This window comes from Neobacillus sp. BF23-41 (genome assembly GCF_041106275.1).
On sequence record NZ_JBGBPR010000018.1, the window covers coordinates 75435 to 90557 of the forward strand.

Consider the following 15123-nt stretch of genomic DNA (forward strand, 5'->3'; position numbering starts at 1 on the left):
ACCAATAATGAAAAGGCTTAAAATCGGCATCATTGGATGCGGAAATATTAGTTCTATTTATATGGAAAATTGTCAGAAATTCTCTAACCTTGAGCTTGTTGCCTGTGCGGATTTAGATTTACAGCGTGCACAAGCTCAGGCTGAGAAATTCGGGATTCCAAAAGCTTGTTCTGTCGCGGAACTGCTTTCAGACCCTGAAATTGAACTAGTCATTAATTTAACGATTCCAAAAGCTCATGCCTTAGTTTGTATTCAAGCACTCGAAGCAGGAAAACATGTTTATACGGAAAAACCGCTTGCTGTTACATGTAAGGAAGGTAAACAAATTCTAGAAACAGCCAAGAAGCATCATCTATTAGTTGGGAGTGCACCTGACACCTTCTTGGGTGCTGGTATTCAAACAGCAATCCAATTAATTGAAAAAGGAGAAATTGGTGTCCCTGTTGGTGCTTCAGCCTTCATGATTTGCCGTGGACATGAACATTGGCACCCAGACCCTGCCTTTTATTATGAGACCGGCGGCGGACCAATGTTTGATATGGGTCCTTATTATTTAACAGCATTAATAGCATTGTTAGGACCTATTAACCGAATTTCTGGATCCGCTCGTATTAGTTATCCAAAACGAACCGTGATTAGTAAACCTAAAGCAGGAACAGAAATTCAAGTCTCTACCCCTACCCATCTTTCCGGTGTGATTGATTTTACCTCAGGTGTCATCGGGACCATTACAACCAGCTTTGACGCCTTTGGCGGAACATCGCTGCCACCTATTGAAATCTATGGAAGTCAAGGTACGATACTCGTTCCAGATCCAAATACATTTGGCGGTCCTGTTCGGGTAAGAAAACGTGACGAAAAAGAATTTGTGGAGGTCCCGCTGACTTCTGGGTACGATCAAAACTGCAGAGGACTTGGTGTCGCAGATATGGCCAAGGCGATCCTCGAAGGCGGAAACTATCGAGCCAATGGCGAATTAGCGTACCATGTCCTAGAAGCAATGCACGGACTCCATGAGTCATCAGAAAATGGAAAACACTATATCATGGAAAGTACCTGTGACGAACCTGAATCAGTATCTGAAGACCTACAGTTTTCTAAGTAATATAGATTACATTCTTTCATAGATAAATAAGAGTCTCCCTGTGTTTGGAGACTCTTTCCTATTTTCTGTGATAAAGTAATTAAATCCTCTCGATTTCCTTAAGTAAATTAGTTCCATTGTTGCGTGTTTTACTGATTATTTATCATCCCTTCAATAAGTTCTGCGATTTCAACTTCAAAATCAACAACTGCCGTACCCGCTACTCTTGGGCTAATTTATAACCCTCACCCGAGTTATGATCCATTACCGATATATCGATCGAGAAAATTTACCATTGCCTTATAGGCAGTAATTTTATTTTTTTGTTTGTCAATGGAATGGCCTTCGTCTTCAAAGCAAATAAAGTCAACTGCGTGTTGCCGTTCTTTTAGCTTGTTGACCATTTGCTCAGATTCTCTTATGTGGACACGCGGATCGCCCTTCCCGTGAATTACTAATAATGGGGTGGTAATTCGATCTGAATAATTCAATGGATCAATTCTATCAAAAAATTCTCCGTCTCTTTCTATTGTTCCGTATTCACTCTCCCTGTGCTTCTTACGCCATGGACTTGTTGTTTGAAGGAATGTTCTAAGGCTGGACATTCCCACAATATCAATAGCAGCAGACCAAAGCTGTGGATAGTGACTGATGGCGGCAAGAACCATAAACCCGCCATAGCTCCCGCCCATGATCCCGATTTTTTTAGGATCTACGTTCCCCTTCGCCTTTAGCCACTCCACTAAATAAATGAGATCCTTTAAAGCGTCCATTCTTTTTCGGACATCATCCAAATGTGTAAATGTTTTTCCGTAACCTGTACTTCCTCGAATGTTTGGTGTACACACGGCATAACCCTGGTTTAGTAAATACTGCTGAATTGGGTTGTATACCACACGTGCTTGACTCTCTGGCCCGCCATGAATGTATATAACAACAGGATGTTTTTCAGTGGAATCTCTCGGCTTCGAATAAAAGGCAGGAATCTCGAGGTTATCAAAAGAACGAAAGGATATAAGCTCCGGCTCAACTAATTTATGTTCCAGGACTGGTGAACGGGAAACATACGTAAGCCTCTCTGCCTGAATGGTCTTTAGGTCAAGTTCCCATATATCTGAGGGATATGTCGGTCCCTTAAACACATACGCTAGTTTTTGGCTATCTGGGGAAAACTTTAGATTTGATATGACTCCAATGGGAGTTTCCCATGTATAAAGGTAACTTCGATTTATGTCTAAAAGTACTCCCTTTGAAATTCCTCCCACATTTATCGAATAAGCTAACAAATTTTTATCACTATTCATGGCCAAATTCTCAAAATCCCACTTTCCCAGCTCTAGCCACTCGAGATTTTTGGTATTTAAATTTATAAGAGCAAGCCCATAGAATTCATTGTTTTTATTCGTTAATACATATATATGGTCCGCATCTTTATTAAAATGGGCATCTTTAAAACTTGCTTCCCCTGTATGTTCTGTTAACCAGTTCATATCTCCTGTTGAAAGGTCGATTATGCACAAATCATTATCTAGAGGGGAATTTATTTTCTGGACCAAAATGGATTTACCGTCAGGAGACCATTTAACCGCTGAAAATATTCCATCACCAGAATTCAAAAGACGAATATCCAACGATTCCAGATTTTGAATATAGATATCAAAAAAGGCTGGATTACGGCGATTACTCGACCAGGCAATCCATTTTCCATCTGGAGAGCTTCCGCCGTAACGGTGTATATGGTCTGGTGAGTTTGTCAACTCGATTAGTTTCCCTTCTCCCTTAAGTAAGTACAATTGCTGATTTTCATTTCCGCCAACATCCATACCAATAATCAAATTAGATTTGCCATTAAGATAGCTAATAAAGGTGATTCTTTCCTTTGTAAAGGAAGTTTGGACAGGCCATCCTTCACACCCTTCCCCTATATTAAGTTCCCAAACCTGTGGCAAACCAGTATAATCTGCGATAAAGCTTAACTTGTGGCCAATTGGATCGTATACTGGATTTTTGGCAAAACGAACATGCAAATACGGTTCTATACCAATGGCATCCATAAACATCCCCCCCATCCAATTAAGTTATTTTTTGAATCACTCAGGTGAATATGAAAAACTTCAATAACCTTAGAACTAAAGTAACCCTATTAATCCTAACTATGCAAACTTCCCTTCAACCAAGGTCGATGTCGATAGGGACCAATTGGAATTTGGATTAGACTAGTTTTTCCTAGTGGTTCCATCTTGTAAATCTGATCACTCAAGTTTGCATCAAAACCAAGGAGTGGGTGCCCCCCCATTCCGAGGGCTGACGCCGCTAACAGTAATCGTTGTACTAGCATGCCTGCTTCCATTTGTTGGATCCGGTATCCTCTGTAACCCAGTGCCGTTCTGAATGATTCCCTGTCTCCTGCCACATGTAAGCAGAGAGGTATTTGGAGCAAATTCACATTATCTAGAGACATTCCGGATTGCAATAGGAGTCGATAATCACCGAGATCCACCAGTCGTAACGCATGAGCAGCACTGTCATAATGATAGGCACCATTTGGAATACCTTCAACATTATATAAACAGCCATACAAAGAGACACGAGGCTCGCTCTTCCTATGTGCTTCATCCAAATCATTACGATACGAGAAGGAAGCTATCGCCTCCTGAAGCAGAACGGCCAGCTGATGTTGACTTACCTTCCCCAAAACAAAATCCATGTCTGGAGAAAATCGCTTGCGGCAGACCGACGCCAGATCATATGACAACCGGTTCACGTGAGGCAGCTCTTCCGCATGACCGTCACCATTCAAACTCCCTTTCGCCTCGATCAGCCGAAACGCTTGCGTTGAATCAAGCATGGACGCTTCATTCAACATTGTTAACATTGGATACTCTTTAACCCTCCGTGACCGGATGTAATGATGGGGCTGAATCGCTGTTAACTCTCGGCACAATTCGGCGGCAGAGACAAAACCTTCTTTTTCACTCCCTTTAGTAGACCAAATTGTAGGTTCTACTGAAAGCGGGATTACCGCATAAACACTCTCGTCCTGTTCGGAAAGCCCAACAAGATGGTTAATGGCCCGATCTAGAAACTGAAAGTAAACCCCTGATGCAAAGCCAAAACGTTTTGCTACTTCCAGTAACTGTCCGATAACCACACCAGCATCTAACCCTTGCAGACGGTAAGAAAAGTTATTGTATTTAAAGAAATTTTTCCAAAACATGGTTGACACAAATACAGTTCCAAAGCAGGAAGATATATCACAGCGGTTACCAAGAGCACGGGCGATATATGAATCGAAATTTCCTTCTCGCAACAATACCAAGCGGTGATGGGCGACATCATAATGGTACATCCCAACAGGCGAATCCTCTACCTTTAGATAAACGTATAATTCGTTTGGATACAATGCCCCGCCGGAAGGAGCGAATCGCCGATATGACTGTACTAGATTCGCCGTTTTATCTTTGGAATCCAAGGGAAAGACTGACTGGCTAACTTGAGTAAGGCCGTATACATACCAGAGGAAATGACCGACCTTACGAAGATCAGGCTTTGCGGGCGGTTCTTGTCCTTCAAGTGTCAGCGGTACTTCTAGAGAAAATGGTACCTCAGGTAAACCACTGTAGAGCTTATAAGAAAGTGGCGCATCTTCCCAATCCACTTCCCAGTTAGGCACACTTGCCTTATCAATGTCAAAATGCAGATTGTGCAAAAACTCGTCTAGACTCATCCTCCTTGCCTCCTAGTTCGCCTCTTATGGAAACGGATGCGGATGTGGGTTTAATTGTTCAAGTGTCAGCGGTTGTTTTGAAAATCCGAGTTCCATCGGTACCCTGAGAACACGCTCCAGCCCAGTTACACGGGTAAGATGTTGTCCGAATGTCATCGGCAGCATCCCCGGAATCAGCACTTTCACGCAATACAATCCGTTCCGTTTCAATTCTGGTGCCGTCTGGTCCACCACAATCACATCAAGATTTAATGGGCGAAAAACTTTAAGTATGTCCAGCAGATCATCTGTAAGGTCCATATGACCCGATTTCCACTTGAATTCCTCGGCAAATGTTCGCAATGGACGATTATCTTCAAGTAAAAAATCCAGGCGATCTTCCGCTTGCGGCAAACCGTACAGCATACCATGATCATCCATCTGTTGCACCAGAGATGAATCTTGCAGCATTCGGCTATACTCTTCCTGGTTAGACTCCAATTTCTCATCAAGCGTCAGCATCATGCCAGCCAACTCATGAACCGCACTTTTTACCGCCCTTACAGGGTCGAGATGGGCGCCAGCGGCACAGATGAGATTCACTCCCTTTTGCTTCTTGTTTTTTGCAATCGCACAAATACTTGGAATTCCGTGCTCCATCGTCGAGTTATACAAATAAAGATCATATCCCGCGACCGACCGCATACGTTCGATCATTAACTGCAATTCTTGGTCATTAGCTGAGGATGGGTCAAGACGCGGCAGGTTCAGCTGCGCGTACCAAGTCATTAGAAATGAATCACGCTCCACCACTTCCATAATTCCGTAAAAAATAGACTCCTCCAAACTTCCGCCTAATGCACATCCGTTGGAAGTTTCATAGACAAATCCACGCTGGCCGCAGCCCAAGCTGTAATAGGCTAGCAATTCTGGCACAAGAATCGGCCGCTCTTTCAAAAACGAATAACCCCATACCCAATTCATTGGTCGTTCAGGATTAAACGGTTGAAAGGGAAAACCATGCTGCTCATACTGTTCCTTTGCATGCACACCTACTTTCATAGGATTGAGCGCATTATTTTTCAAATTGCTGAAACTATCAAAGACGACTGTACGTTTCCCGCGTGGCTCCAGACCGCAGTACCGCTCGAGTCCTTCTAAAATGGCTGTCAACTCACTTACCTCATATGAATTTGTCCTGCCTGCTGTTCCCTCATCCCCCTCGAACAAAGGAAGATTCACACTGACATCAGCAAATGGCGGCACGAGGTCAACCATTTTACCATTCAAAAGGCCCGTTCGATGATCTAGGTAGTCTTTAACTAAAACTTTATTCAGATCATCCAACGAACGGCAGCGGTAACTGTCTAGGCTGATCTTCGGACTTGGCTGCAATGAGATTTGAGCAGCGTCCTCCGAATCGTCTGGTAGATGGCAGCAAACCGGACACAGCGGGTCAGGAAGAAAGGAATGCCATGAACTCTTTAATGTTTTCAAATTAATTAAACATACCTGTTCTTCCGAAAGTGCTTGATCACCCTGCAAAATTCGCTGTACCTCTGCCCTGATCTGGTATGACACCTGCAAGAGTCCTGTGGAGGATGCCCAGCCTTCAGTCTGCATACCTCCGTATTCCTTCAGCCTCTGCTTCATCTCCCACATCTCTTTACGGTCGCGTCCAGCCATAAGACGTCTCATATCCGCACACTGAGAACACCCGGGCGTCCCTGGTCGAATTAGCGGCCCCACTACACCCTTTCCAAATGAAACGAAGCCTCTCAGCCAGGGTGTGCCTGTTAGTCGAAATATCTCTTCTGCCTTTTGATGAACAGAAGGATTCCAGGCATCCTGAAGCACCAGTGCCAAATCAGTTTTTTTCGGTACAACTGCCTCGAATTCGGTCTGGCGAACTACATGGTAATGAGCGAACAGTTCTTCGCATACACTGTCCGCCACCACCCCTTCTCCAACAACCAACACGACAGCGCTCACCTAGATTCCTCCTCTCGAAGCAAAACACCAAACACCCCTGCCAATCCTTCTTTCAAAAATGGTTCTATTTCTTGTTCGAACACCGAGAGCCGCTTATGATCTCGTTCCAAGACTTCCATAGCGGACTGCAAGTTCTCGGATTTTATCCTCTCTTCACAAGCAGGGATTACTAAGCTTAGCGGCACCATTTCTTCCAGAAGCAAGGAAGATACATCAAACACTTGCGCCGTTAGGCAAGCTTCTGGGTTTTGGACTTTGGTAAGTGCCTGTAGTAACGTATTGCGTAACGCCATTGTTATATTCAAATCTACACTACGATACCATCCCTGACTCGTACCGAGCCATATCACAGGGAAACCTGACACTTCTTCACCTAAACCGATAACTGGTGCCCCCTGCATTGTAGTCAGCGCCTGCAAATAAAACCGGCAGCGATCATCTTCTACAGCACTCAACTGCACCCGAGAGACAGATATCTTCTGATTACGCTGTTGATTGTTAAGCTCTTCGGCCAAACACTTTTGCAACCCGCGGCAAACTCCTTCCTCAAACGTTTCCCCAGTCCCAACCCCAACAAATTCCTGCAAATCTAGCATTCTACCCTCTACTTCCTGATGTGGAAGTAGCCTCGTAGCGAGCAAATCGACCATTCGTGACGCATAGGCTTCAATCCCAGCAAAACCGGCTTCCCTTCGAGCCTCCTCATGTGTCAGTCCTGAACAGACAATGTCTCCTAACAGCTTAGCCGGTCCGTCAGATAAAGGGTCGACTGCCTGAACACGACACTGAGCTAACGGAAGTTGCTTTAAATTTCCCTCCTCCCAAATATGGAAAATCCCTGACTCTTTTGATGTCAATTGGTGGAAAAAAAGTAGCAATTCACTCGGCTCACCACTGCTTAATCCCTGTTCAATCCGCCTATCGAAATCTTCTACCCATTCAGTCGATATTCGTCCAGTCACCAGTGGATGGGGAATAAACGAGTGCCAGTGTCCTTCCAACGTATCAAGATCAAGCAAATAGAATTGATTCTTTTGTTCCAGTTCGGTTACTCCTGTAACCTCTTTAAACAATTCAAATACGATTACATTGGCCAACATTGCGCCGGCAGTGGAAGAGAAAGCAGTAATTTGCTGGTCTTTGAATAGCACAGATTGGTGCATGCGGCGCCAAGCAGACTCCCAGCTCGCCTCAGAATCTGGATTCACTAACGGACCCGCTATTCCTACCTGCTGTAAGCAAATAGCAGGGAGGAATGCCTTTTTCTCTTCCCCACAAACCGTATGAAGAAGCCGCAGTTCCTCTAAATTGCCTTCCTGTGACACATACAAAATTGAATCAAACGGTTGCACACTCTCCCGCCAAAAATTTACCCCTTCGTCCTTAAGGTTGATCTCCTCTACCTCTACCTCCACCTCAGGGTCTGTCTTACGGGCATGTGCCACGAGTTCCGTTAACCGCCGTCTATTAGTCGGTACCGTGTCAGTGATTAGCAATTTGAACTTGGGCAATCCGGATTCAATTAAAGAAGAAACTAACGAAACAAAAAAAGGACCTGAGCCAACTGCCAACACTTTGGCCTGACGATAGGTTTGAAAACGGTACGCTCCCGAATCGACAAAACTGTCGACAAATTCAATTTGAAAAGCATGCCTTTTAAGAACCTGATCCTCCAATTGATGCGGATGGTCTTGACTTACATCACGGACAAACCCATTTCGATACAGCACTTCTGCAATTTCATACACTCGATCTCGGTATGGGCCCGGCAATCCCTCTGTTAAATTCCCCAAAGTGTACTCCCCGTTGAACATCGGTATCAGCTTTTCAACCCACTGATCGATCGTACTGCCTTCCATACGGAACGAGCTAATGTTGTTCCGAAAATACACACCGTTGTTTGAATCGGGGAGAAAAAACGTGTCCCTTTTCACTTTCAGACGCATAGAAGGGTTCAAACTTGTCATTTCGCTCCTCCTTAGCCGTAGCTTTACTCCATTCTGTAACATCACTTCACTATAATTCTATGTACCGCAATTTGTCCCTTATGTCTAAGCTAAAAGAGAAGAGGCTCTGCAAAAACTCACGCAGTGACGGCCTCTTCTCCTTAACAATCAGTTTTACATTAGAAAAATCGAACGATTAACCGCCGCACCGACCTCCACCGCATCGATGGCCGCCGCCACAATTAGAGCAATGAGAGCAATTAGAACACCTAAAGCAACTAGAGCAACGGAAACAACTAGAGCAGTTAAAGCAGTTAAAGCAGTTAAAGCAATTAAAACAGCTAAAGCAGCTAAAACAACGGCCAAAACCGCCTATACCACCAATACCACCAATACCGCCAATACCGCCCATACCACCGAATTGTCGGGACTGATCATCAATGTAGTATTGGTTATAGTCAAAAGGAACTGCCTGACTCGCTTGGAAATCGCCAACATTCAACATTTGGAGTTCATTTAGGAAAGGATTCATTTTCATACCTCCGTCTTTTTTAAATCAACAATTTGTGCTAGCACATGAAAGGGGAAACAGAACAAACATAATCTGATAAATAGGTGTATAACAGGTGAATTCACCCATGCATCAAGTACTCTCTCCATCAAAATATGAACTTTGGCTGGGTATTGCTACTGATTCAAAAGCCTATTTTTATTGGACATTCATTCAAATTACTAGATTTAAACTAAAGTACTAGGGAACTCAATAGGCAGCGCAGAAGGACTACCACACAAAATGGCCCATATTGAGTCAATGGTGCATTTTTAGTGACGTAGTTTCATACATAAGAAAGGTGCATTATTTACAGATGCTACAACTTCGCAGCCAAGGAGGAAAATCATGATACAACAAACAGTGACAATCAACAGAAATGCAGGTTTATATGCTCAGCCGGTCAATCAATTAGTTCAAAACGCTTCTCGATTTAATGCTGATATCTTTCTTACTTATAAAGGACGGAAGGTTAATGTAAAATCGGTACTCGGCGTTTTATCATTAGCGATCCCTAAACAGGCAGAAATTATATTAGAAGTTTCCGGGGATGATGAAATAGAAGCACTCAGAGAGGTAATTCATACGTTGGAAATGGTTTAGTGGGAAGATATCAATAGGAAGACAGGAAGAGGCTGGTTCTCCTTTGTTCCAGCCTCTTCTTCACAAGTACTAGGCAACTAACATTCTATCTTAACGTTAAGTACTTGCTTATATACCCTCGATCCCGGTGATACAAAATAAGTGCGATCACTAAAATCCCAGACGCAATCCAAATAGAGGTGTTCCCAATGTAGGTGGTGGAAAATGTCCCGGTCAACGCGCCAAATAAAAAAGAAAGAATGATCACAAAAAATTCCTTGAATTGTTTTTTTGCTTCATCATTATCTTCTTTTAAGGCCAAATAGGCTGCTTGGGTTGCCGTCCGAAGATTTCCTGTTGTCATGGTTGAATTGTAAGCCCACTTGTCGATTTTATTAAAAGTAGAAATTTGTAAAGAGGATACAAATGCGATACATACAGTTACTACGATGTTCGGCACACTTCGTGGTAATAGACCTACAATAATTAATACAAGGCATTCTAAGATAAGAATTGACCTTCTATAGCTGTGTAAAACTTGTCTAACACGAGGAATTTTCGCCATTTCTGATACTAAAACACCTAAGATAAATGCTAAAATTGGCGGGATATAAAGCATCGAGCCAAGCCATTCCCTGTTCGCTGCTTTTACAGCGAGCAGGACCATATTTCCTGTTTGGGCATTGGCAAATACGCCGTCTCTGCTGATAAAAGTATAGGCATCTAAAAAACCTCCAACGACCGCTAACAAAATACCCAAATAAAATGAGTTGGACGATAATGAGGGGATTTTATCTTTCACTATGCGATCTCCTTGTTTCAATTTACTAACCTCAATAGTATTTCCTAGATGGTTTGAGAAAACGGCAATATTAAATCCTGATTTTCTTAAAATATCATGAATTATAATGAAAAGTTCCCGCATTTTTGACAATAAACGAAAATTTAATTGTTCAACACGGGAATTTGAGGTGAAATTTTTATTATTTTCCTAAAAAAATTCAGGCGTTTTTGCAGTTTTAGATTTTATGAGCGGATTTTTGCATTTTATGAGCGAATTTTCGCATTCAATGGGCGAATCACGAAATTTATCAAAGTTTGCCATTTCTATCAGCGAATAGAAGGATTCCAAAGAAAAAGAGACTAACCCCAATTAGTTAGTCCCCGGTTTTACAACCCATTATTATTGATTATTCCTCATCCAATCGATAAGTTCTGCAATCGCATCCTCAAAATCGACAGCCGCCGTCCCGTCTTCTGGAATTTGCTCCATGCAATTATCGTATTCATCCAGCCTGACTATTAGTTCCTCCATACTTTCATCTGTGCTTTGTTTCTTTGAATGATATTTTTTGGCTTTATTTAAAAGGTCATTGAACTGATCATCCTCACCAATTGCGTCAACCAAACTCCATACCTCTTGTAACACCGACTCCAATCTTTGTACCGATTCGTGCAACTTTTGTAATTTCTCAATTGAGTTTTCCATTATAAGTACTTCCTTTCTTTCTAAAAATGCAGCTCGTCTGTTTTATCCGATCCTTAACTCAAACATATTATTTTCATATCCAATAACAACTATGAAAAAACATTCGATCATCCTTCCACAGCATTTTTACCATAAGAATGATTATTGCGGAGAATAGAAAAAGAAATTTTTTTGAACACCTAGGATAAACATAATTGTTTCAGTTACCATTTTCACACAATTTTCATAATTTTATTGTACTATTTAGCTAGTCCAGCATTCTTTTAAGCTCATCGATCCATCTTTTAAAAGAGGAGGAAAGGAAATGTTTGAAGAATTAATGTCACATATTCACCCCATTATGGTGCATTTTCCGATTGCTTTAATCATTATCGCTACATGTTATGATTTATTTTGGATGGTAACAAAGCGTAGATTTTCACCGAAGAAAGGTTTTTGGCTGTGGACCGTTGCGTTTATTAGTGCTTGGATAGCAATTGGCACTGGACCCGAGCACGATGCTAGAGGAAATACAAATGTTTTCGAGTATCACGAAAGCTTGGCGGATATTGCCGCCGTCCTTGCTTTTCTTGTCGTCGCATTCCGTGTTTTCTTTATATTTAAAAAGAAAGAGTTTCATAAGGCTTCACTTGTGATGTATTGTCTGCTTACCTTAATTTGTTCTGCCAGCATCCTTGCGGTTGGGTACTTTGGCGGGAAAATGGTCTATGATCAGGGTGTGGGTGTCAAAATGGATGGAAAATATGTAAATCCTCCTAAAACAGAAACATTCAATCACGATAATTAATAAATTTTTTTCATACCTTCATACATTAAAAAAGCTTGGTATCTCAAAAATCCAAGCTTTTTTATTTGACCATTTGATATTATCAGCTTTCCCCTGTCTAAAAAAAAACGCCTTAGGCGTTTAATAATTGCACTTTGGACATGGTTGAAACCGATTTTTCCCATGTCCGCATTGTCTACACTTGTCTGAGTATTGTTTACTATTTTTAAATTTCCATTGTTCATACGTGATGCCATGTGAACCTTCATCGTTTAAGTACTTAATATAATCATTCCCATAAGGATAGATCAACAACATCACCTCCAGTGCTCATTATCAATGTATGCGCTTACATCAACTAAATACACTGAAAATAAATAAAAAAAAAGTGTCAGGCACCAACCATTATCTGAAAGGGTCAACCACTTTCGCTGGCATAAGAGGACGGACATAAAAAAATAGGACCAACCGTGATAGGTTGATCCTAGTCCCATACTACTGATAATAATTCTTCACCATTTCTCCCATGACCCAATTCGTTCTGGCACCTGTCACTCCACTGCTAGGGCAATTACGGCTACCACTTGTTAAGTCAGCTACAATCGCTTCGACAAGTGGTTGATGGACGTGCTCTGGTCGCTCGAAACTCCATTGCTCCGTTCCGCTCGCTGTCGTAAAAACAATGGGCTCGTTTCCGAAAGTGGAAAAGGTGATTTTCCCTCGGCTCCCCACGATTTCATTCACATCGACATTTTCAAAAGCAGTAAAACACCAATTTCCGACACCATGGACGCCAGATTCAAACCGATATGTACCTGTAACAATATCTTCGGCACGATAATAGCCTGCTTGATTGGAAGCAAATCCTTGCACAGACGTAATCGGTCCAAGTAAAAAATCTAATAGATCAAGTGTATGGCTGGCTAGATCAAAAAAAAGTCCCCCGCCTGCCAATTCCGGTTGAACTCGCCATGGAAGATGTTGTGGGTCCAACACATCTTCCGTAGCTTTTTGATATTGTGTTGATGATACAAATCGTACCTCACCAACTGCCCCATTCTCCAACAGCTCTTTTATTTTTAAAAATCGCTGTTGTGCCCTCCGATAGTAAGCTACATATAATGGGACTCCTGCCTCCTCACAAGCAGCAATCATTTCCTGGCATTCATCGAAATTGCGGGCCATTGGCTTTTCTACATAAACAGGTTTCCCTGCCTTTGCTGCCTTGATTGTATATTCCTTATGGGATCCTGGCGGTGTTGCAATATAGATAGCATCTATCTCAGGATCGTTTATAAGTTCATCCGCATTATCATACCACTTTGGTACATCGTGCCGGTTTGCATAATCTTTGGCAAGACCCCCCGTTCTTCTCATAACGGCTACCAACTCAGAATTATTAATTTTTTGGAAGGCTGGACCGCTTTTCACTTCTGTCACATCACCGCATCCAATGATCCCCCATCGAACTTTATCAAACTTCATCGCACTTAATCTCCTTATTTGCCACAGCACTTTTTATATTTTTTGCCGCTTCCACACGGGCACGGATCATTTCGCCCTACTTTATTTTCCGTTAAGATTGGACCGTTTCGGGAAATTCCACTCTGCTTGCCTTCATTTCTAAATTCTATTTCTCTCCCAAGTGCTGCAAGCTTCCAATCCATTAGTTCAGGATGTGGCTCGCCTAAAATGGAATAATAACTATAAACCGTCTGTTCAATATCTACGAGGCTTGAGAAGTAATCCTTTTTCATATGATCGCTAATTTCAGGAAGCGCATCTTTAGAAAGCTGATGACAGAGTGCTTCGATCAGCATATCCTGATCTTCGAGTTCATCTGAATATTGATAGGCTTCTCTCAAAACCTGAACAGCCTGATCTGATTTAATATTTTCGATAACGGAACTGGCAAAAATAATCGAATCCGATTGCTTTAAATAAGGACCCACCGATTCGACTACCTCATCGGATTGAAACCGAATTAACGCCGATGCTGCCTCTTCTAATAAGATATCTTCATCACGGTCTAATAAACTGGATAGAAATGGGATATGCTTGTCTAGTTTCAGTTGTCCAATCATATAAACCGTCAAGATTCCATTAAATGAAAACCAATCCTCTTTTAATTCTTCTTGGATAATCATATCGATTTCCTCTTCGGTAATCCAGCCATTTTGAACGATGCATGCAGACAGTTTTTTAGCTTGTATGTAAAATGGATGTTGATAAGAATCGGCTTGGTCAAGAGTATTTATTGTTTTTTCATATTCTTTCCACACTTCTTCTTCCGTCCCGTTTACGATTAGCTCATATAATGACCAACGATCCTCACCAATGTATCTTTGCAGTTGCTCTCTATATTTTAGAGCGAGCTTTGGATCAATACGCTCTAACAAATTCACCGCTAAGTGGATCTTGGTCTTGTCCATCTTTGGCATATTTTCTAGTAAAACCTTGATAGCGTCTTCATTGATTTTCATGTTTTCTATGTAGATTAAAATAGAGGATTGCTTGTCCTGGTTATTAAATGCTTCCTTCAATAATTCGATTGTCCATTCTTCTGGGACGTTTGGATAATCGTGTAATGCATGAAGCACCGTTTCTTGAATTAATATATCATGGCTAATCAAGTGCGGTTTAATTTTTTCTAAAAAGGTCATCAAATCAGCCCCCATCACTCTACTTTTCTCATCCTACCTACTATTATATTTCATTTTAATTTCAGCACCAATAAGAACCATTTCACTATTGAAAAAAAGTATCAGGCACCAACCATATGCTCCTAATGAGCATTTCCATTTAGAGAATTTTGAAAAAGGGCTGGAAACGATTTGTTATTATTGGTATGAGCTGGAGCAATCGTTATAGAAAGCTATAATAATGAAAAACCTCGCCACGATGAACTGTGACCCATAAAATAGACAGTCTAAAAAAAGACCGAATATTTTAAGCTGCTAATAAGTGACTCCGGTATTGTGCCGGAGTCATTTTATTTAGGCTCCATT

Annotated in this window: 13 protein-coding genes; 3 read left to right on the forward strand and 10 right to left on the reverse strand. The window is 41.8% G+C overall.

Translation table 11 applies throughout. From position 1 onward, the window contains the following. Positions 1 to 7: 7 nt before the first annotated feature. On the forward strand, positions 8 to 1105 hold the full coding sequence (locus AB7942_RS22340) for a Gfo/Idh/MocA family protein (RefSeq protein WP_369448555.1): 1098 nt from the start codon (positions 8 to 10) through the stop codon (positions 1103 to 1105). Positions 1106 to 1338: 233 nt separating this feature from the next. Here AB7942_RS22340 and AB7942_RS22345 read toward each other — a convergent pair whose 3' ends face one another. The 5 genes from AB7942_RS22345 to AB7942_RS22365 form a co-directional block, all read right to left on the reverse strand. Then, complete coding sequence (locus AB7942_RS22345; protein ID WP_369448556.1) at positions 1339 to 3138, reverse strand: S9 family peptidase; 1800 nt, start codon at positions 3136 to 3138, stop codon at positions 1339 to 1341. Positions 3139 to 3233: 95 nt separating this feature from the next. Continuing rightward, on the reverse strand, positions 3234 to 4811 hold the full coding sequence (locus AB7942_RS22350; protein WP_369448557.1) for a SagB family peptide dehydrogenase: 1578 nt from the start codon (positions 4809 to 4811) through the stop codon (positions 3234 to 3236). A 24-nt stretch (positions 4812 to 4835) separates the two neighbouring features. Further along, positions 4836 to 6782 (reverse strand): TOMM precursor leader peptide-binding protein, encoded by a 1947-nt coding sequence (locus AB7942_RS22355; RefSeq protein ID WP_369448558.1) that lies wholly within the window; start codon positions 6780 to 6782, stop codon positions 4836 to 4838. Next, positions 6779 to 8749 carry a putative thiazole-containing bacteriocin maturation protein gene (locus tag AB7942_RS22360; protein WP_369448559.1) on the reverse strand — a complete coding sequence of 657 codons (1971 nt, stop codon included), beginning with the start codon at positions 8747 to 8749 and terminating at the stop codon, positions 6779 to 6781. The genes AB7942_RS22355 and AB7942_RS22360 overlap by 4 nt, the downstream gene beginning before the upstream one ends. A 175-nt stretch (positions 8750 to 8924) precedes the next feature. Then, the gene (locus AB7942_RS22365) at positions 8925 to 9266 is read right to left on the reverse strand and encodes a heterocycloanthracin/sonorensin family bacteriocin (RefSeq protein WP_369448560.1); all 342 of its coding nucleotides are present in this window, start codon (positions 9264 to 9266) and stop codon (positions 8925 to 8927) included. Positions 9267 to 9626: 360 nt separating this feature from the next. On the opposite strand from AB7942_RS22365, the gene AB7942_RS22370 reads away from it, so the two are divergent. After that, positions 9627 to 9881, forward strand: coding sequence for an HPr family phosphocarrier protein (locus AB7942_RS22370; RefSeq protein WP_335397698.1), 255 nt, complete (start codon positions 9627 to 9629; stop codon positions 9879 to 9881). A gap of 85 nt (positions 9882 to 9966) precedes the next feature. Here AB7942_RS22370 and AB7942_RS22375 read toward each other — a convergent pair whose 3' ends face one another. After that, on the reverse strand, positions 9967 to 10662 hold the full coding sequence (locus AB7942_RS22375) for a YoaK family protein (protein ID WP_369448561.1): 696 nt from the start codon (positions 10660 to 10662) through the stop codon (positions 9967 to 9969). Positions 10663 to 11043: 381 nt separating this feature from the next. Beyond that, the gene (locus AB7942_RS22380; protein WP_369448562.1) at positions 11044 to 11349 is read right to left on the reverse strand and encodes a hypothetical protein; all 306 of its coding nucleotides are present in this window, start codon (positions 11347 to 11349) and stop codon (positions 11044 to 11046) included. Positions 11350 to 11653: 304 nt separating this feature from the next. Between AB7942_RS22380 and AB7942_RS22385 the strand changes: the two genes are divergently transcribed. Further along, entirely contained in the window at positions 11654 to 12136 is a 483-nt protein-coding gene (locus AB7942_RS22385) for a DUF2231 domain-containing protein (RefSeq protein WP_369448563.1), read from the forward strand. On the opposite strand, the gene AB7942_RS22390 is transcribed toward AB7942_RS22385, so the two are convergent. The 3 genes from AB7942_RS22390 to AB7942_RS22400 all read right to left on the reverse strand — a co-directional run bounded on the left by AB7942_RS22390 (position 12133) and on the right by AB7942_RS22400 (position 14778). Continuing rightward, positions 12133 to 12372 (reverse strand): hypothetical protein, encoded by a 240-nt coding sequence (locus tag AB7942_RS22390; protein WP_369448564.1) that lies wholly within the window; start codon positions 12370 to 12372, stop codon positions 12133 to 12135. The genes AB7942_RS22385 and AB7942_RS22390 overlap by 4 nt on opposite strands. Before the next feature lie 238 nt (positions 12373 to 12610). Next, positions 12611 to 13600, reverse strand: a complete 990-nt coding sequence (locus AB7942_RS22395) for a Gfo/Idh/MocA family protein (protein ID WP_369448565.1) — start codon at positions 13598 to 13600, stop codon at positions 12611 to 12613. Positions 13601 to 13614: 14 nt separating this feature from the next. Further along, a complete protein-coding gene (locus AB7942_RS22400; protein WP_369448566.1) occupies positions 13615 to 14778 on the reverse strand; it encodes an SEC-C metal-binding domain-containing protein in 1164 nt (387 codons plus the stop codon). Positions 14779 to 15123: the final 345 nt, after the last annotated feature.